This window comes from Kouleothrix sp. 19917 (assembly GCF_057073505.1).
In genome coordinates this window covers 330,603-348,498 of sequence record NZ_CP097099.1, presented here as the reverse complement: position 1 = coordinate 348,498, position 17,896 = coordinate 330,603, and the positions used below count along the sequence as shown (strand labels likewise).

Here is a 17,896-nt window from a genome sequence, read left to right as displayed (position 1 = left end):
CAGACAGTTCAATGCCACAGCGTGGGGACATGCAATCCTGCGGCACCATTATAGCGTATATTAAACCATTTCGTGTGCGCGATAGTAAACAACTTTGGTAGACATACACAACAAACACAGCCGCAGCGAGCATCGCTGCGGCTGTGTTTATTGCGCCTGGGGAAGCCTACGCAAACCACTCGGTGGCGGTTTGCAGCAGCAGGTAGCCGTTCAGCACCACAATCACCGCCGTCACACCCCAGGCCAGCCACGTCAGCCAGCGCGGGTTGACGAACTTGCCCATCTTCACCTTGTCGCTGGTAAACATCACCAGTGGAATAACCGCAAAGCTCAACTGCAGCGACAGAATGACCTGGCTCAGCACCAGCAGCTGCCCGGTGCCGCGCTCGCCATACAGCGCGGCCACAATCACCGCCGGCACAATCGCAATCGCGCGGGTGATCAGGCGGCGCAGCCACGGCCGCATGCGAATGTTCAGAAAGCCTTCCATCACAATCTGGCCGGCCAGCGTGCCCGTCAGCGTTGAGTTCTGGCCCGAGGCCAGCAGCGCCACGCCAAACACTGTGCTTGCGAAGGTCGCGCCCAGCACCGGCGTCAGCAGTTTGTAGGCATCGTGAATATCGGCAATGCCGGCGTGCTCGGTGCCATAGAAGGCCGCCGCCGCCGTGATCAGGATGGCCGCGTTGATAAAGAAGGCGAACAAGAGCGACACGGTCGAGTCAATCGTGGCAAAGGTGATCGCCGAGCGCTTGCCTTCGTCGTTGCGCTCGTAGGCGCGCGTTTGCACAATGCTCGAGTGCAGGTACAAATTGTGGGGCATCACCGTCGCGCCCAGGATGCCAATGGCAATATACAGCGCGCTTGGGTTGGTGATAATTTGCGGCGAAGGCACCAGGCCGCCCAGCATCGCGCCAATCGCCGGTTGCGCGGCAAGCAGCTCGTAGGCGAAGCAGCCGCCGATCAGGAAGACCAGCCCGGCCACCATTGCTTCCAGGTAGCGGAAGCCGCGGTGCTGCAGCAGCAGAACGACCAGCACATCGACGGCGGTAATCAGCACGCCCGCCACCAGCGGGATGCCGAACAAGAGGTTCAGCGCAATCGCCGAGCCGATCACTTCGGCCAGGTCGCAGGCGGCAATCGCGATTTCGCACAGCACCCACAGCACAAACGCCACTGGCGGCGAAAAGTGATCGCGGCAGGCCTGCGCCAGGTCGCGGCCGGTGGCGATGCCCAGCTTCAGCGAAAGGTGCTGCAGCAGGATCGCCATGAGGTTCGAGATCAGAATCACTGACAGGAGCAGATAGCCAAACTGCGCGCCACCAGCCAGGTCGGTCGCCCAGTTGCCGGGGTCCATATAGCCAACCGAAACCATCAGGCCCGGGCCGACAAAGGCCAGCATTTTGCGCCAGAAGCTGCCAGTGGTGGGCACGCGCACCGAGGAAAACACTTCGGGCAGCGAGGGCATCGAGCGGGAAATCCGCCACCCTGCGTCGGCGGGCGTTGATTTGGTTTCAACCATGGTAACCTCCCCATCAGTGTGTGTTGTTCGAGAGTGCACCGCGTTCAGCTTTCAGGAAACCAAACGGCCGCCATTGGTCATTCGACGAGTGCCCTGGGAGCGGGTGCGCCGCGCTTTAAGGAAACAGAATATATTTATTAGTCTCGCCTAAATCGCAGTATACGGTGTTCCAATCAGCTTGTCAAGAGGCATTTTTGCTGAAATTTACGAATTGCTAAACCGCAAACTCTGCAAGCCAGGTGCCATCAGTTAGCCACGCCGCGTCTCAGATTCATATCATTGCGCTTGTTCACAAAGCCGCCTATGCTAATACCTAGAAATCCGAGGTATAGAAAGTGAGCGCGTGATGCCGTCAATCGACCGCGAGCTGCTCAAGGGCAGCCTCGACATTCTGCTGCTTACGCTGCTTGAGCGCGGGGCCATGTACGGCTACCAGATCGTGAAAGAAGTGCGCGCGCGCAGCGAGGGCGTGCTGGAGCTGAAGGAAGGCTCGCTCTACCCGGCGCTGCACCGCCTGGAGCAGCAGGGTTTCATCGAAGGCTTCTGGCAGCCGCGCCCCGATGCCGCCGCCGGCACCGACCGGCGCTACTACCGGCTGACGGCGCGCGGGCAGCAGGCCGCCGAAGAAAAACGCGCCGAGTGGCGGCGCTTCGCGGCCGCAGTCGAAGGAGTGCTGCGCTATGCCTGATTCGCCCTTTGCCGACTATCTGCGCGCCATCGATGCGCAGCTGGCGGGCCTGCCGCCCGCCCAACGCGAGGCCATCCGCCAGGAGCTGCTGGCCCACCTCGAAGATGCCGCCGCCGACGCAAACGCCGACCCGCACGATCCCGCGCTGCAAGCCGCTGTCATCGCGCAGCTCGGCCCGGCCGACGATCTGGCCGGCGCGTTTGGCGCGGTGCATGGCGCGCTGCCAGCCTGGCTGCGCCAGATGGCGCGGCTCGCTGGCGTGCTGGGCGGGCTGATCGGGCTTTTCGGCGGGATGCTGGCCGGCAGCCTCGGCACGCTGGCGCCAGCGGCACTTGCGCTCACCGCTGCGGTGGCGCTGGCCGGCGCGACGCAGCCGTACCGGCGGCGCGGCGCAGCGGTGCTGCTGGTCTGTGGCCTGGTGCTGGCCGCTGCTGGCGCGCTGTTACAGCATGGCCTGTTGGGGCGCTCAGTCGACGTGCTGGCCGGCGCGCTCTTGCTGCTTGGCGGCGAGCTACTGCTGCTGGCCGCGCTGGCTCAGCCCGCCGTGCTGCGCCTGCCGCGCCCGCGCCGCTGGCTGGCCGCGCTCGTGGCGCTCGTGCTGGTGAGCTTTGTGCCGCCCTTTTCCTACCTGCCTAACCCGCTCGGCGCTTACTACCTCGTGCGCGGCTACAGCTACGACCCGCGCCAGCCCTTTGTGAACCGCTTCGCTACGCTCGGCACCGACCCGGTGCCACTGGTCGCCGCGCGCCTCGATCAGCTAATTGGCAAAACCGGGCTCGACCCGCTCGACGCGCAGTCGCCGCTCGTGGGGTATGAGCTGGTGCGCGTGGTGACACAGCCAGCCGGCAGCATGGCCACGGTCGAGGCGCAGCTCCACTACGCCGACGGCAGCCAGCGCAGCTACCCCATCCCCACGCAGCAGTACGGCGCAAACCCACGCGTCGAAACCACCGGCGTGGATCGCCTGCTGGCCGAGCACCGCGCCCTGCCCGGGCTGCCAGCCGCCAGCGCCACGTCGCCGCTGCGGCTGGGCATGCCAGCGCGCCTGCCGCTTGGCCCGGCTGCGCAGGCCATTTTTAGCGACAACGACCCCTTTGCCGGGAATATCAGCGACAAGGTGCAGTGGTATCCGGGCGGCTTCCTGATGCAGCATGGCGACGTGCTGTGGCGCGTGCCCGCCAACGGCAGCGCGCCCGAACAGGTGGCAACGGATGTCGCAGCCTACGCCGCCAGCGCCGATGGCCGCGCCGTTGCGCTGGCGCAGCCCGACCCCAACGGCCCGTGGCTGCGCTACCAGATTGTGATCGTGGATGTGGTGCGGGGCGGGCGGCGGGTGGAATCGGTGGCCGACGGAGCGGCACTGGCCGCAAATGGCGACTGGTTCTTTTTCATTCAGGAAAAACAGCTCTGGCGCGTGCCAACCGCTGGTGGCGCAGCCGAACGGCTTGCGAGCCTGCCAGGCGCGGGCGCAGGTGCCCAAGCGTTTCCGCTGGCAGTCGCTCCCGGCGGGCAAAGGGTGGCCTACCGCTGCGGCAACGATGCCTGTTTGGCCGACACAGATGGCGCGCACCCGGCGCGCATCGGACTGGGCTATATGCAGCTGGAACCAGCCACACCAACAGAGGCAGATGCACCGCCCGGCCCGATGCCCACCAGCGCCCCATTGGGCGACTCACTGCCCTACCTCGGCACGCTCGGGCTGGCGTGGAGCCCCGACGGGCGCGTGCTCGCCGTCGCCAGCGGCGCAACCGATGATCGCGGCCACCCCGAGCTGCGGATTGTCGCCGCCGACGGGCGTGTCGAACGTGTCGTCCCGCTCGGCCCCGATGGTATGATGGGTGCGCCAGAGTGGCTCCCTGGCGGCGGCTGGCTGACCCTGACCACCTACCCGGCTGGCGGGCGGCGTATCGTCGCGGTCGCCCCTGCCACCGGCGCGGTACTCGATCTCAGCCAGCCGCGCTGGGATGCCTTCGCCAGCCTCATGCCCGGCGGGCGCGATCTGCTGCTGTGGAACGGGCGCGGCAGCTTCTGGCGCGTGCCGCTCGCCAAACAATAGTTGCGAAATGTTCTACGCACTACGCTCTACGGACTATAGAGCGTAGTGCGCAGTGCGTAGTGCGTAAAACCGCAACCCTGAGTTACAGCACGACCTCGCGCCCCTCGGCGGCCGAGCGGTAGCACGCATCAATGATTGCGGCGCGGCGCAGGCCGTCGTCGGCGCTGGGTATCTGTGGCGCGCCATCGAGCACCGCCGCCACAAAGCGCTCGGTCACGCTGTCGTGGCCGCCGCCCTTGCGAATCTTCGGCGCAATGTCAATCGGCGCGCCGGCGACGTCGTGGAACACACGCACCGTATTTTCGTGCGTGTAGTTGCGCACCATCAGCTCAACGCCACCCTCGGTGCCATACAGCGTCACGCCAAAATCGTCGCCAGCGGCACTGTGCGTGGCCCAGCTCGCTTCCAGCAAGAGCGTCGCGCCGCCTTCCAGGCGCACAAACGCCGTCGCCAGATCTTCGACCTCGTAGGGCAGGCGCTCGTTGCTGAACTGGTTGCGCAGATCCCAGTTCTTCTGGCCGCGCGGGCCAAACTCGGCATAGGCGTTGGCGCTCACGGCGGTGGCGTGCGGCTCGCCCATCAGGTACATCGCCATGTCGAGCACATGCACACCCAGGTCGACCAGCGGGCCGCCACCGGCCTGTTCTTTGCTCACAAACCAGCTGCCCAGGCGCGGGATGCCGGCGCGGCGCATCCAGTGTGCCTTGGCATAGTACACCCGCCCGATCGCGCCCGACTCGATATATTGCTTGATCCACTGGACATCGCTGCGGTAGCGGTGGTTGAACGCAATCATCAGAATGCGCTCGTGCGCGCGCGCCGCCTCGATCATGGCGCGGCCTTCGCCGGCGGTGCGCGCCAGCGGCTTTTCCACCAGCACATGCTTGCCCGCCTCCAGCGCGGCCACCGTCACCGGCAGGTGCAGGGCATTGGGCAGGCACACGCTCACCGCGTCGATATCGGGCGCGGCCAGCAGGTCGGCATATTCGCGGAAGGTTTGCGGCACGCTGTACTGCGCCGCCACCCGCCGCACCCGGTCGTCGTCCAGCCCGGCCAGCGCCGCAATATCCACGCGCGGCAGCTTGCTATAGCCGGCAAGGTGAAGTTCGCCAACGCCGGCCCCGATCACGCCCACTCGCAGGCGCTTGCTTTCCATGATCCGCTCCTTTGGCATGTGCCTTCAGTTCAAATGAACCGGCGCAATTATAAATGATTCGCGCGGGCGAAGTGCTGACCCTGTAATTGCATTGCAATTCGTGCTGCCCGCACGCGCCCAGGCAATGACAAAAATGTTATTTTTGGCTGCCATATCCTGTGCACGCTTCATCCGCTGTATGAATGGATTCACTGGTTCTCATAACCCTACCGGGCAAGCCCCCGCCCTATGGCGTGCCCGATCACTGTGAGCCATGCCGCTCACGCACGAAAGGAAAGACCATGCGCTCTTTTCCGCTACCCCGTCTGTTTCGTGTTGCCTTTCTTGGCCTCGTGCTTGCCGCGCTCTGCCTCGCTTCCCTGCTGCCAAAAACCGCCCAGGCCGCAATCGTCGGGTGCCGCGCCGACCCGGTGGTTGTGCTTTCCGATGGCACAATTATCGATGTCACTGTAGATATTGGAACCAATGTCGAAAATGTGACGCACATTCACTATCGCATCCACGGCCCGAAGCAGGCGTGGCTGATCAAATCCATTAGCACGCCCACCATTGGCTTCACGGGCCGCGAAACATTCGAGTACATCAACGATGCGCCGCAGGGCCGCTATATCACCGAGGCCATCGTGCAAACCAGAACCAATAATGTGAGTGTCACAGCGTATACTACGTTTGCAAGCGCGATCACAAGCGGCGCACTCAGCCGCGCGCTGGCCTACCAGACGGCCACGGGCCTGAATGGTGACATTTTGCGCGTGATGCTGATGCGCTAAGATTCGCATAGCGGCCAGCACAATTTCCCCAACAGCGCAGGCGCAGCTGATGAGTGCACACACTCCAGCCGCGCCTTTGCGTTGCCTGCTGAATACGCCTCAAATAGATTCAAAATGAGAATATTTTGCGCAATAATCGATCATAAAATAGTTTCGTCAAGGAAGTATTATTTTGCTCTGTCTCCAATGTTTCGAGACCATTTTCATAGCACTCAATAGGATGGCGCGTCCAAGCCCGACCCGCCGACCACAGCAACAATGAGCCCTGCCGCTCATCAGAAAGGAAAAGACCATGCGTTCTTTTCACCTGCCACAACGTGCCCATACCCTCCTCTTTGCGTTTCTCCTCGCCGTTATGTGCGCCCTGGCCCTCTCTCCTGCCGCATATGCCGCCGTTGTTGGCTGCCGGGCCGACCCGGTGGTGAAGCTCTCTGACGGCACTGTCCTGGATGTGTCGGTTGCGATTGACGCCGATGTTTCCGATGTTTCCGAGATTCACTACACCGTTCATGGCCCCAGGGGCGTGCAGGTTGTCGCAGTCATCCATCCGCCAACGCCGGGCCTCGCCGGCCGCGAAACCTTTTCATACTTCGATGATGCCGCGCCGGGGCATTATGTCACCGAAACGGTAGTACACACAACCCGCGACAACGTGGCTGTTACTGCCTACACCACCTTTGGCACCTCAGCCGTCAGCACGGTGAGTGGTTCGATGGCATTAAAAAACCGCACCGCCCATGGCTACAATGGCGATGTGCTGCGTGTGAGTTTGCACAACTAAGAGCGCAAGCAGCGCGTTCGCTGCTTTGGGCGCTTCTGGCAACAAACATAGGTGGAAGCGCCCAGCAAGGACATTTCGAGTCGGCTTGACACGCCGCGTGCCACCACATCCTGATGCGCTGGTATTCGGCCCAAAATAATACGTCGCAGGATAGGCCCCCATGAAAGGTACGCTTGCACTTCCCGCCCCGCAGCCGTTTACCGCAATTGGCTTAGCGGCGATTGCCCTGGCTGCCTTGCTGAATGGCGCGCTCTTCTGGCCGGCGCACGCTGCCGAGCAAACGCTGCAAATTACGCTGATCTCGCTGTTTCTGATTGGCGCAATCGCGGTAGCTGGCCTCAAGCCGATCCATCTTCGCCACAATCTCAAGATTGTTGTGAGCACTGTGCCGCTCTATGTCGCCGCAGTGCTGCTGCCGCCGGTTGTGTCGGCGCTTGTGGCTGGGTCGGGTATGCTCGCCCTTCAATTGCTCACCCGCTATCAGCGTGGCAACACCCCAAGCGACATTCTGACGGCCACAGCGCGCTGGGCACTCACCGGCCTGCTTTGCGCCATGATTGCAACAGCCGCAACAATGCTGGGCATGCCACTCACCCTGAAGCTGCTCGGCGCGGCGCTGGCGATGTTTGCGTGCGACATCATCCTGGGCGCGCTGGAGATTGCGCCAATGAGCTGCGATTCGCCACGCCGTGTTATGCTGGTTGTGCTGCAGGAAGCCGGCCTTTCCGAAGCCGCACAGTACCTGATCGGCATTCTTGCGGCGCTGGCGGCGCTCACCGAAATCTGGTCGCTGGTGCTGTGGGTGCCGCCGCTGTGGATCATCTACTGGTCGCTCAAGCAAGCCAAAGAAATGCACGACGGCACCAGCCAGCTGCTCGAAAGCCTGGCCGATACCGTCGATCTGCGCGACCCGTACACGGGCGGCCATTCGCGCCGCGTGACGGAATACACACTCCAGATTCTGAACTCGATGGGAATGATTGGGCCCGAGGTTGAGCTGATCCGCACGGCTGCGCGCGTTCACGACATTGGCAAAATCGGCATTCCCGACAGTATTCTCAACAAGCCCGGGCGCTTATCCGACGAAGAAAAAGCGATTATGGATTCGCACGCCGAGCGCGGGGCGGTGCTGCTTGCGCGCTATCACGATTTTGCGCGTGGCAGCGCGATCGTCCGCCATCACCACGAACGCTGGGACGGCCAGGGCTACCCCGACGGTCTGAAGGGGCTGGACATCCCGTTCGGCGCGCGCGTGATCGCCGTGGCCGACAGTTTCGACGCGATGACCAGCGACCGGCCCTACCGCGCCGGCATGCCCGTTGCTCAGGCTGCCCGCATTTTGCGCGAAGACGGCGGCAAGCAGTGGGACCCGGTGATTGTGGAGGCGTTTCTGCGCTGCGCCGAATGCCAGGTGGTGCAGGCCAGTGTGGCGAGCGCCCCAGCACTGGCATAATTCCCTACGCCCACCCCCTGCGCTGAAAGCGCGCTAGCACACATCCACCACCAGCAGGGTCATGTCGTCGAACTGCTCGGCACTGCCCTGGAACACAGCAAGATCTTCAAATGTCGCGTCGCACAGCGCGTCGGCGGTCGATCCGGCGTGGCGCAGAAACACTTTTTCCAGGCGTTCCAGCTCGAAGCGCTGGCCATCCGGCCCGAACACGTCGGTCAGGCCATCGGTGTAGAGCGCCAGCTGATCGCCGGTTTGGAGCTGTAATTCTATTTCTTCCAGCGGGATCTCGCGCTGGTCGAACGCGCCCAGCACCAGGCCGCGCCCTTCCAGCAGAGTCGCCGCGCCGTTCCGCAGCAGCAGCGGGTAGTCGTGCCCGGCGCGGGCATAGCGCAGCACGCGCGTGGCCCGGTCGATCACGCCATAGAACACCGTGACAAACATTTGCGGGTCGCCCAGTTCGCGCAGAAGCTGGTTGACGCTCAGCAGCACGGCGCGTGGTGATGGTTCGCGGCGCGCTTCGGCCAGCAGCAGGCTGCGCGTGAGCGCCATATACAGCGCGGCCGGCATGCTCTTGCCCGAGACATCGGCGATCACAATGCCGATGTGGGCGTCGTCGCGCCAGAACACGTCGTAGAGATCGCCCCCAACGGCACGGGCGGGCTTGTTGCAGGCCGAAAAGCTGAAATCGGGCAGCTGCGGGAAGACGCGCGGCAGCACGCTTTGCTGCACCTTGCGCGCCATTTCCAGCTCGTGCTCAAGCCGCTCCTGGCGCAGTCGCGCATCGAGCAGCTCGGCGCGGCGAATGGCAAGCGCGGCCTGATCGGCAAATGCGCCCGCCAGCGCGACCTCGGCCGGGGCAAAGCGCGCCTTCTGCGTGCTCTGGATGATCATGTGGCCCAGCGCCTGCCCTTCCGAAACCAGCGCCACGCGCAGGCCGGCGCGCAGCGTAAAGCCTGCCACATCGGCGTGCTGCTCGGGGATACCGGGCGGCCAGTCGCTGAAATTTTCCGGCTCGCCGCCAGCGGCAGGCGCTGCCTGAAAGCGCACGCGCTGGTTGAGCAGCTCGCGCGGCCAGCCATGCACCGCCAGCACTTCGGCTTCGCCGCGTGGCCGCGCCAGGTAGAAAATCACCCGATCCGCCCCGCACAGCTCGCTGGCGCGCTGGCCCATTCTTCCCACCAGATCGGCCAGATCGGTCGAGCGCGTCAGCGCCTGCCCGATATCCTGCAGCGAGCGCAGCGCGGCCGTGCGCTGTTCGAGCACGCGGTTGGCACTTTCGAGCTGCGCAATGTTGCGCTGCAGCGAGCTGTTCGCCTCGGCCAGGGCTTCGGCGTTGTGCGAAAGCTGGTGGTAAGTGCGGTAGAGCTGCTGCGCGGCGTGGGTCAGCATATCGTCCAGCGCGAGCATGCCACGCTGCACCAATTCCCACAGATACAGCTCGCGTGGCAGCACGGCAGCGGCTGGCGCGGCGGCGCGGTAAATGTCGAACACAGCCACATCGCCCTGCCGCCCGCTGAATTCGCAGTGCTTGCACCCCGGCGCGCTGAAGCAGTCGATCTTGCCCTCGGGCAGCGCCATATCGGGTAAATTACGCAGCATGTCGCGCAGCTCGCTCACCTGCGCGGCGCTTGGCGTGGCTGGCTGGCGGCAGTGGCGGCACAGCGTGGGCAGGCGTTCCACCGCAACCACCCAGCCAAGCTGCGCAACCAGTTCGGGCGCAACGCCGTGGTCGTCCAGGTGGTGGGCGACTTCGCGGCCCCGGCACACGCTGTCGAGCTGGGCAAGCACGCACACCCCGCGTTGGGCGGCGGCAAACGTCGCTGGCGCGCTATCGGAATCCAGCCGGTCGACAATCAGCATGCCGGGCTTGCGTTCCAGCGCCTTGACAATCTGCGCGGCATAGCCACCCTCGCCCTGGGCCACGTAGGTGCGTACCCGCCGCTGCTGCGGCCGCCCGACGCGCACGGCATCGCGCTGCCCGGCAACAATCGCCGCCGTGAGCGTTTCGTCGTTCAGAAGCGTGCCAACCAGCGCGCGAAACATGGTGGCGCGGCCACTGGGCAGCAGGTCGCCGCCCGCCGCATGCAGGCGCGGATCAAGCCCGGCGATGATGATCACGCCCTCGCGCACGCGAGCCAGCTCGGCAATGCAGTCGTCGAGCTGGGGCAGGTGGAAGAAATCGTCGAATTTCAGCATAGGCTTATTATAGCAGTGGTGAACGACACCTACCGACGAATGGCGACCGACCACTGACGAGTGACGAGAAACCTCAACACGGTGGCAGGTTGCAGGATCGAAGGTTCGCAGGTTGCAGGTTCTCAAGTTGAACGTTACTGCCAGCTGCTAACTGCCGACTGCTACCGTTGTCCTTCGTCCGTTATTTTCAACGCGCGTCGCGGCGGCGGGCATACTGCCGGCGCATCTTATCACGACTTCCGCAATCATCCATGCTGCACCAGCGCCGGCTGCCATTCTTGCTCTGATCGAGAAACAGCCAGCCGCAGCTGGCGTGGTTGGCGCACTCCTTCACGCGGTCGAGGTTGGGTGTGGCAAGCAGGGCCACGGCGGCACGGGCGGGCGGCCAGAGCACCTGCTCCAGCGCGGGCGGGCCGTCCCATTCCCAGGCATACGCCTGATCAATCGGCACCAGCGCCGCACGCCCAAGCGCCTCGCGATACGCTGCGCCCAGGGCCAGCAAATCAGCAGGTGGCGCGGCATCGCTACGCGCCAGCGCGAGAAAAATACGATAGATCGTTTCGCGCAGGGCAAGCGCTTGCGCCAGCATCCGCGCTGCGGCAGCGGGCTGTGCTTTGGAAAGACGCAGCAGCGCGCGCCCGGCATCGCCCGGCAAACCGCCAGCATAGACCAGCCAGCGCGCCAGGTCTTCATAGCTCAGCAGTTTTTCTTCGCCTGGCTCGTCCCCACGCGAAGAAACTGTGTTCACAAAATCGAGCGCAAGGTCGCCGCCCAGCAGGCGCGGCTGCGGCCCGCCGGCGAGCTCGCCGCTCGATAGTTCAGCATGAGTCATTGTACATCGCAATCTACCAGTAAAATAAATTTGACTGGTAAGAATATCCATGGTATTGTCTTACCACCAAAACAAGTATAGCAGGTAGAAAGCCAACGCACAAGAAAGGAGCCACCCATGGAAAGCTCGATGACGCAGGCGGGACTGCTCGGGCGCATGGCGCAGCAGCGCGCCGATTGGGAGGCATTGCTGGCCGAAATTGGCCCTGCGCGCATGGAAACGCCCGGTGTAACTGACGACTGGACCTTCAAAGACGTGGTCGCGCATATGACGGCGTGGCAGCAGCGTGGCGTTGCGCGCTTGCAGGCGGCGCGGCGCGGCGAAGCTCCATCGCCGGCGCCGTGGGCAAACCTGCCTGAGCTGAATGACGACACCATCAACGCCTGGATTTACGAGCAAAACCGCGATCGACCGCTCGACGCCGTCCTCCACGACTCGCGCACGGTTATGGCGCAGCTTGAAGCAGCGGTGGGCGAGTTCACCGACGAGGAATTGAACGACCCCACGCGCTACCCCTGGCTTGGCGACGCATCGCTGGGCGAAATGCTGCTGGGCAACTCAATCGACCATTTCTACGACGACCACCTGCCCGCATTGCGCGCCTGGCTGGAGCAGCAGTAAGGAGCAGCAAGGCCTCGCATCAATTTCGTGTCACTTTTTTGCGCTGCAGCGCAAAAAAGTGACAAGACAAAGGGTGTCTTCCCTGACCGCCGGCCCTCCTGAGCTTGCCGAAGGGCAGGCGTAAAATCCGTTTGAACGAAAGCCCTGTTTGAAAATATTGGCAGGAGCTTCTGAGCCGAATGCGCTGTGTGGATAAACCATGCAGCGCATTTGTTTTGCAAACGCAAGCGATTTCTCGCAATGCCCAGATTCACCGCACTTTTGTGCCCTGTGTCACAATCAAGCTGTGGTATAGTGGGGCGGGGTTTCGTTCAGCGGGGCAAGCGTTATGGTTAATCAGGGCAACCCTTCCACACCAACGGCACAGGCCGAAGCTGCGCAGGCGCGCTCGGAGATCCAGCAGTACCTCGACATGAGCCGGCAGCGGCGGCGCATGTTTCCGCGCGCGGCAGCGGTTGGGCTGGCAGCGGGCATCATTGCCGTGCTGTTCCGTATGGCGCTCGTAGCAGGCGACGATCTGCGCAATGGCTTGATCACCTGGTCGCATCAATGGCCGGCGTGGGGCTGGATCTTCCCGCTGCTGCTGGGCGCGGCGGGCGCGACGATTGCAGCCGCGCTGGTGCGCACCTATGCGCCCGAGGCATCGGGCAGCGGCATCCCGCATATCAAAGCGGTGTTGCAGCGCTTCCGCACCCTGCGCTGGCAGCGCGTGCTGGGCGTGAAGTTTGTGGGCGGCGTGCTGGCGATTGGCGGCGGCCTGGCGCTTGGCCGCGAAGGCCCAACAATCCAGATGAGCGGCGCAATCGCCGATGCGGTCTCGGGCTGGCTGGGCGCGACGCCGCGCGAACGCCTGACACTGATTGCGGCAGGCGCGGGCGCGGGCCTGGCGGCGGCGTTTAATGCGCCGCTTTCGGGCCTGGTGTTTGTGCTGGAAGAAGTGCAGCGCGATTTCCGGCCGGTAGTATTTGGCGCAGCGTTTATTGCCGCCGCCGTTGCCGATATTGTGACGCGCCTGGCGGCCGGGCCAGCCCCGGTCTTTGCCGTGCCCTCGTATGCCACACCGCCGCTGACCTCGCTGCCAGCATTTGCCGTGCTTGGGCTGGCAGCTGGCGTGCTGGGTGTGGCCTTTAATCGCGGCCTGGTGTGGGCCATGAATGCGTTTGCGCGCGTGCCGGCGCGCCGGGTGCTGCCCCTGGTTGCGCTTGTTGGTGCAGCAGTTGGCCTGATCGGCTGGTTCGCGCCGGCGGCAATTGGTGGCGGGCACACCCTGGCCGAAACCGTGCTGGGCGGCAACATGCTGCTGGCGGCCATTCCGCTCTGGTTCATCCTGCGCTTTGTGCTCACTGTCGGCAGCTACGGCACCTCGGTGCCGGGCGGCATTTTTGCGCCGCTGCTGGTGCTTGGCGCGCTGATCGGGCTGGCGGTGGGCGAAATTACGCACGCGATTGCGCCGGCTGCCGCGCCTATTCCCGCCGTGTTCGCGGTGGTTGGCATGGCCGCTTACTTCACGGCAATCGTGCGCGCGCCGCTCACCGGCGTGGTGCTCATCCTCGAAATGACCGCCAGCTACGAGCAAATGCTGCCGCTGCTGGTGAGCTGCTTCTTCGCCTATGTTGCCGCCGAGGCGCTGAAAGATCTGCCGATCTACGAAGCGCTGCTCGAACGCGACCTGATGCGCAGTGGTTTACACGTGCCCACTTCCGCGCCGGTGGTGCTGGATTTTACAGTCGAGCCCGGGGCGCCTTTTTCCGGCCGCGAGGTGCGCAGCCTGGGCTTGCCGCCGGGCTGCGTGCTGGTGCGCTGCGCCGATGGCGGGCGCGAGTGGGTGCCGACCGCGCAAACGCGGCTGGAGCCACATATGCGCATCACCGCCGTGGTTGCGCCCGATGCCCAGGAAGGGCTGGAAATCCTGCGCGAGGGCTGCCGCGCACATGGCTAAAGCGAAAGCTCGCTGCCCCAAACGTGCATCAGCACACGGTTGAGGACGAGCAGCGCGGCAAAAATAAGCCCCAAACCCGGCCGGCCCGCCAGGGCCAGCGCGCCGCTGCCGAACACCAGCACCTCCAGCGCGATCTGGCCCCAGCCGCGCACGGGGATGCTGGCGCGTGGCGAGCCAAACACGCCCCACACAACTGCCGCCAGCAGCGGCGCGCCAATACCCAGCAGCCATTTCAGCAGCGCATGTTGTTGTGTGGTAAATCCCCAGTAGCCCAGCGCCGCCAGCGCGCACAGCTCCAGCGCAAAGCGCAGCGCCAGGTTGGCATTCTTTAGCGCAATCACTTTATTTCTCCACCTGCTTGATTCCTGCGATCAACCCCTGCACCAGGCGCTGAAAACTTTCGTCGCGATCGAGCGCCATGCCAAAGCCGCCCGCCACTTCAATGGTTGCAAAGCCGTGCGCCACGCTGCGCAGCCCGCGTATGGCATGCAGCGCATGTTCTTCGCTCAGGCCATAGGGCGCCAGCACCGCCAGAATGATGTCGATCAGCTCCTGGCTGAGCGCAAGCAGCGCGGCATCGTCAGGGGCAGCGGCGCGCACCGAGGCGGCATACACGCCGGGATGCTCAAGCACATAGGCGCGGTAGGCCTGGCAGATTGCCAGCACGGCATCGTCGTTGGCGCGCCCAATCGCCGCCCGTCCGATCCGTTCCAGCAGCTGGCGCACGCCCAGCACAGCCAGCTCGCGCCGCAGGCCGGGCAGCCCTTCGACATGATTGTAGAGCGACGGCAGGCGCACGCCCAGCTGCGTGGCCACCTGCGCCAGGGTAAGCTGCTCAAGGCCGTGTTCGTCGGCCAGCGCGGCGGCGGCGGCCACCACCTGCGCGCGGTCGATGCCGACACTACGCGCCATGGGGCTGCGCCTCCTGGCTGCGCGCGGCTTCCGCAATCACGCGGTCGATGGCGGCCAGCGGCTGTTCCAGCACTTCGCCGTGGCCGACTGCGAGGCGCGATGGCTCAAGCGCGCGCAGTCGGCGGGCACTCGCCAGCGCGGTGGGTTTGTCCCACGTCGCCATTGCCGGGAAGGGAAAGGCCCAGCGCACGGTGCCCGATACGGCCAGGCCAGCGCGCGTCTGGAAGGCGTCGCCCGCGATCAGCGAGCCGTCGCGCGTGTCGAACAGTGCGATCTGCCCGGGCGTGTGGCCAGCGGCGTCCACCACTTCCAGCGAGCCGATGCGGTCGCCGGGGCGCACCAGCCGCGTGGGACGGGTGGAAATAGTTTGGTACGCGCCGCGCAGCTTGCTCTGCGGCTCGCCCGCATCGAGCGACATATCGCCGGCCAGGAAGCGTGCATCACGTTCGGAGACGATCACTTCGGCTTCGGGCAGCAGCGCATGGAGCGCATCGGCCGAGCCGATATGGTCGGCGTGCGCGTGGGTGAGCACGATCCGGCGAATGGGCAAGCCCTGCGCCTGCGCGGCCGCCACGATTGCCGGCGCGGTGCCCGTAATCGCCGCGTCGATCAGCGTCAGCCCATCGTCTTCGCGCACAAGGTAGCAATTTACCGGGAACACGCGCGGGAAGCGCGTAAGCTGCGTCAGGTATTGGCCGTGTTTCGTGCTGCGCATTGTTTCGCTCGCTTTCACCTGTAGAGGTTCGCTGTCACTAACTTGATTAGATTATAGACTAATACTACTAGTTTGTCAAGCGCGATTTTTTGCCCTTCGTGCCAGCGCACCTTCATGCGCCAAAGCTGTTTCATTTCTTTTTCTGGTGCTGCGCACCGGCGAAGCCGGTGCGCAGCACCAGAAAACAAAGTTCGGGGGCAGCTTTGCTGCCCCCGAACCTCCCCATTCCCTAGCCCCTGCGCTGAAAACGCGCTAAGGATTGTAGCCAAGCTGCTGAAGCGGGCGAATGATCAGCGACGCATAGATTTCGCCCATGTGGCTGGGCGTGGGGGCCATGCCGTGGTCGAACCACCACTCGATCAGCGCGACGGTGGCGCTCACCGAATGGTGGGCAACCAGCTCAGGCGGCGCAATGCTGCCTGGCTGCTGGGGCTGTTCGGCCAGCAGTGGGCGCAGGCCGGCAGAATACAGCTGACGCATCAGCTCGCCGCCGCTGCGGCTGCCAAGCAGCACGCGGCACAGCTCGTGATGCTCGCCAACATAGCGGAAGATCAGCTCGCCGCTGGCGGCCGGGTTGTTCGCGCTGGCGCCTTCCAGCAAGCCAGTCAGCTCGGCAACGAACACTTCCAGCACAGCAGTCAGCAGCGATTCCTTGTCGGGGTAGTGGCGGAAAAACGTGGCGTAGCCGATCCCCGCGCGCGCCGTAATGTCGCGGATCGAGACCGCCGCGTAGCCTTTTTCCAGCGACAGCGCGATCAGCGCCTGGGCAAGCGCAGTCTGCGTGCGCCGAACGCGCCGGTCGAGCGCTGGAATGGTCTTCTCTGCCACTGCGTTTTTTCTCATACGGGCTCAGTATACTGTGTTTGCTGGTGCGCGTCTTGCTTCGGTGGAATTGTGTTATGATACACTATATATCATAAAAAGGAGATTACTATGGCCGTTGATATATATTCCAGCGAAGCACTACCCGAAACGGCACCCGCGCGCTGCCCCGTTAACCACGAGGTTTTTGCGCACCGCAAAACCGTGCGTGCCGCCGAAGGCCCCGGCCCGGCGGTCGAGCGCGACGCCAGCGGCACCTGGCATGTGCGCGATTATGCGCTGGCCCGCGCCATTCTGCGCGGCGACAGCGCGCGCCAGGCTGGCTTCAAGGCCGAGCTTGTCGCTCAGGTTTCGACGATCAAGAACCAGCCGATTTTGTTTCTGGAAGGCCAGCCCCACCACCAGCAGCGCCGCCAGACCGCGCGCTTTTTCACGCCGCGCGCCGTGGGCAGCAACTACCGCGCCCTGATGGAACGCTTGTCGGATGAACTGGTTGGCACGCTGCGCAAACGCGGCCGCGCCGACCTGAGCGAGCTGAGCATGACGCTGGCGGTGCAGGTTGCCGCAGAGGTTGTTGGGCTGACCAATAGCCGCCTGCCGGGGATGGATCGGCGGCTGGATGCGTTTTTCGCCAGCGCGCCGGTCAAAAGCTCGCGCCTGCGCATGATCTTCGACGCAGTGCGCAACCAGGCGGTGATGTTCACCTTCTTCCTGCTGGATGTCAAGCCGGCCATTCGCGCCCGCCGCGCCGAGGCCCGCGAAGACGTGATCTCGCACCTGATTGGGCAGGGCTACAGCGAGCCCGAGATCCTGACCGAGTGCGTGACCTATGGCGCGGCGGGCATGGCCACCACCCGCGAGTTCATCTGCGCGGCGGCCTGGCACATGCTCGAACAGCCCGCGCTGCGCCAGCGCTACCTGGCCGCCGGGGAAGACGAGCGCTACGCCATTCTGCACGAAATTCTGCGCGCCGAGCCGGTGGTGGGGAACCTGATGCGCCGCGCCACTGCCGATATTGTGCTCGAAGAAGCTGGCGTCACCATTCCGCAGGGCGCGCTGATCAATCTGCACATTGCCGCAATCAATGCCGACGAGCAGCTGGTGGGCGAGCACGCCGAAGATATCTGCCCGGGGCGCGCGCTGGCCGCCGAGAATGCCAGCCCGGCGGTGATGAGCTTTGGCGATGGCGCGCACCGCTGCCCAGGGGCATATGTGGCCATTCAGGAAAGCGATATTTTCTTGCAGCGCCTGCTCGCGATCGATACGCTGCGGCTGGAGCGCGGCCCAACGCTGACCTGGAACGAGCTGGTGACGGGCTACGAGCTGCGCGATTTCATCGTCGCGGCCTGACGTTTGCGGCACACACAAAGAAAGGACGGAGCGACGAACGCTCCGTCCTTTTTGTTTGGCACAATCGGCTACAGCTAGACCAACTG

General features: G+C 64.3%; 16 protein-coding genes. 8 read left to right on the top strand and 8 right to left on the bottom strand.

Going from position 1 to position 17,896, the window contains the following annotated elements; all coding sequences use genetic code 11:
• Positions 1-166: 166 nt before the first annotated feature.
• Positions 167-1,519, bottom strand: coding sequence for an Nramp family divalent metal transporter (locus M1P90_RS01430; RefSeq protein ID WP_483700869.1), 1,353 nt, complete (start codon positions 1,517-1,519; stop codon positions 167-169).
• Positions 1,520-1,865: 346 nt separating this feature from the next.
• Here M1P90_RS01430 and M1P90_RS01425 point away from each other — a divergent pair, with 346 nt between their 5' ends.
• Positions 1,866-2,207, top strand: coding sequence for a PadR family transcriptional regulator (locus tag M1P90_RS01425; protein ID WP_483700867.1), 342 nt, complete (start codon positions 1,866-1,868; stop codon positions 2,205-2,207).
• A complete protein-coding gene (locus M1P90_RS01420; protein WP_483700866.1) occupies positions 2,200-4,263 on the top strand; it encodes a TolB family protein in 2,064 nt (687 codons plus the stop codon). Before M1P90_RS01425 ends, M1P90_RS01420 begins: the two co-directional genes overlap by 8 nt.
• Before the next feature lie 82 nt (positions 4,264-4,345).
• On the opposite strand, the gene M1P90_RS01415 is transcribed toward M1P90_RS01420, so the two are convergent.
• Positions 4,346-5,419, bottom strand: coding sequence for a Gfo/Idh/MocA family protein (locus M1P90_RS01415; protein WP_483700865.1), 1,074 nt, complete (start codon positions 5,417-5,419; stop codon positions 4,346-4,348).
• A gap of 281 nt (positions 5,420-5,700) precedes the next feature.
• On the opposite strand from M1P90_RS01415, the gene M1P90_RS01410 reads away from it, so the two are divergent.
• The 3 genes from M1P90_RS01410 to M1P90_RS01400 all read left to right on the top strand — a co-directional run bounded on the left by M1P90_RS01410 (position 5,701) and on the right by M1P90_RS01400 (position 8,423).
• A complete protein-coding gene (locus tag M1P90_RS01410) occupies positions 5,701-6,189 on the top strand; it encodes a hypothetical protein (RefSeq protein ID WP_483700864.1) in 489 nt (162 codons plus the stop codon).
• Between the two features lie 292 nt (positions 6,190-6,481).
• A complete protein-coding gene (locus tag M1P90_RS01405) occupies positions 6,482-6,970 on the top strand; it encodes a hypothetical protein (protein ID WP_483700862.1) in 489 nt (162 codons plus the stop codon).
• A 160-nt stretch (positions 6,971-7,130) separates the two neighbouring features.
• Entirely contained in the window at positions 7,131-8,423 is a 1,293-nt protein-coding gene (locus M1P90_RS01400; RefSeq protein WP_483700861.1) for an HD-GYP domain-containing protein, read from the top strand.
• A gap of 33 nt (positions 8,424-8,456) precedes the next feature.
• On the opposite strand, the gene M1P90_RS01395 is transcribed toward M1P90_RS01400, so the two are convergent.
• Both M1P90_RS01395 and M1P90_RS01390 read right to left on the bottom strand, forming a co-directional pair.
• On the bottom strand, positions 8,457-10,619 hold the full coding sequence (locus M1P90_RS01395; protein ID WP_483700860.1) for a PP2C family protein-serine/threonine phosphatase: 2,163 nt from the start codon (positions 10,617-10,619) through the stop codon (positions 8,457-8,459).
• A 187-nt stretch (positions 10,620-10,806) separates the two neighbouring features.
• Positions 10,807-11,451 carry a CGNR zinc finger domain-containing protein gene (locus M1P90_RS01390; protein WP_483700859.1) on the bottom strand — a complete coding sequence of 215 codons (645 nt, stop codon included), beginning with the start codon at positions 11,449-11,451 and terminating at the stop codon, positions 10,807-10,809.
• 117 nt (positions 11,452-11,568) lie between these two features.
• On the opposite strand from M1P90_RS01390, the gene M1P90_RS01385 reads away from it, so the two are divergent.
• Both M1P90_RS01385 and clcA read left to right on the top strand, forming a co-directional pair.
• A complete protein-coding gene (locus M1P90_RS01385; protein ID WP_483700858.1) occupies positions 11,569-12,072 on the top strand; it encodes a ClbS/DfsB family four-helix bundle protein in 504 nt (167 codons plus the stop codon).
• Between the two features lie 328 nt (positions 12,073-12,400).
• Positions 12,401-14,011: a H(+)/Cl(-) exchange transporter ClcA gene (clcA, locus tag M1P90_RS01380; RefSeq protein WP_483700857.1), complete on the top strand. Its 1,611-nt coding sequence runs from the start codon at positions 12,401-12,403 to the stop codon at positions 14,009-14,011.
• On the opposite strand, the gene M1P90_RS01375 is transcribed toward clcA, so the two are convergent.
• From M1P90_RS01375 to M1P90_RS01360, 4 genes are all read right to left on the bottom strand, one after another.
• Complete coding sequence (locus M1P90_RS01375) at positions 14,008-14,352, bottom strand: YrdB family protein (RefSeq protein ID WP_483700856.1); 345 nt, start codon at positions 14,350-14,352, stop codon at positions 14,008-14,010. The genes clcA and M1P90_RS01375 overlap by 4 nt on opposite strands.
• Position 14,353: 1 nt before the next feature.
• Positions 14,354-14,923, bottom strand: coding sequence for a TetR-like C-terminal domain-containing protein (locus M1P90_RS01370; RefSeq protein WP_483700855.1), 570 nt, complete (start codon positions 14,921-14,923; stop codon positions 14,354-14,356).
• Positions 14,913-15,638 (bottom strand): MBL fold metallo-hydrolase, encoded by a 726-nt coding sequence (locus M1P90_RS01365; protein WP_483700854.1) that lies wholly within the window; start codon positions 15,636-15,638, stop codon positions 14,913-14,915. Before M1P90_RS01365 ends, M1P90_RS01370 begins: the two co-directional genes overlap by 11 nt.
• Positions 15,639-15,890: 252 nt before the next feature.
• Positions 15,891-16,466 (bottom strand): TetR/AcrR family transcriptional regulator, encoded by a 576-nt coding sequence (locus M1P90_RS01360; protein ID WP_483700853.1) that lies wholly within the window; start codon positions 16,464-16,466, stop codon positions 15,891-15,893.
• Positions 16,467-16,571: 105 nt separating this feature from the next.
• Between M1P90_RS01360 and M1P90_RS01355 the strand changes: the two genes are divergently transcribed.
• Entirely contained in the window at positions 16,572-17,810 is a 1,239-nt protein-coding gene (locus M1P90_RS01355; RefSeq protein WP_483700852.1) for a cytochrome P450, read from the top strand.
• The last annotated feature ends 86 nt before the right edge of the window (positions 17,811-17,896 follow it).

What these genes read in the sequence shown, in the direction of transcription:
- M1P90_RS01395 (WP_483700860.1), bottom strand. Translation starts at nt 10,619, where the DNA reads ATGCTGAAATTCGACGATTTCTTCCACCTGCCCCAGCTCGACGACTGC.
- M1P90_RS01370 (WP_483700855.1), bottom strand. Translation starts at nt 14,923, where the DNA reads ATGGCGCGTAGTGTCGGCATCGACCGCGCGCAGGTGGTGGCCGCCGCC.
- M1P90_RS01400 (WP_483700861.1), top strand. Translation starts at nt 7,131, where the DNA reads ATGAAAGGTACGCTTGCACTTCCCGCCCCGCAGCCGTTTACCGCAATT.
- M1P90_RS01420 (WP_483700866.1), top strand. Translation starts at nt 2,200, where the DNA reads ATGCCTGATTCGCCCTTTGCCGACTATCTGCGCGCCATCGATGCGCAG.
- M1P90_RS01365 (WP_483700854.1), bottom strand. Translation starts at nt 15,638, where the DNA reads ATGCGCAGCACGAAACACGGCCAATACCTGACGCAGCTTACGCGCTTC.
- M1P90_RS01430 (WP_483700869.1), bottom strand. Translation starts at nt 1,519, where the DNA reads ATGGTTGAAACCAAATCAACGCCCGCCGACGCAGGGTGGCGGATTTCC.
- M1P90_RS01385 (WP_483700858.1), top strand. Translation starts at nt 11,569, where the DNA reads ATGGAAAGCTCGATGACGCAGGCGGGACTGCTCGGGCGCATGGCGCAG.
- M1P90_RS01410 (WP_483700864.1), top strand. Translation starts at nt 5,701, where the DNA reads ATGCGCTCTTTTCCGCTACCCCGTCTGTTTCGTGTTGCCTTTCTTGGC.
- M1P90_RS01425 (WP_483700867.1), top strand. Translation starts at nt 1,866, where the DNA reads ATGCCGTCAATCGACCGCGAGCTGCTCAAGGGCAGCCTCGACATTCTG.
- M1P90_RS01405 (WP_483700862.1), top strand. Translation starts at nt 6,482, where the DNA reads ATGCGTTCTTTTCACCTGCCACAACGTGCCCATACCCTCCTCTTTGCG.
- M1P90_RS01390 (WP_483700859.1), bottom strand. Translation starts at nt 11,451, where the DNA reads ATGACTCATGCTGAACTATCGAGCGGCGAGCTCGCCGGCGGGCCGCAG.
- M1P90_RS01415 (WP_483700865.1), bottom strand. Translation starts at nt 5,419, where the DNA reads ATGGAAAGCAAGCGCCTGCGAGTGGGCGTGATCGGGGCCGGCGTTGGC.
- clcA (WP_483700857.1), top strand. Translation starts at nt 12,401, where the DNA reads ATGGTTAATCAGGGCAACCCTTCCACACCAACGGCACAGGCCGAAGCT.
- M1P90_RS01355 (WP_483700852.1), top strand. Translation starts at nt 16,572, where the DNA reads ATGGCCGTTGATATATATTCCAGCGAAGCACTACCCGAAACGGCACCC.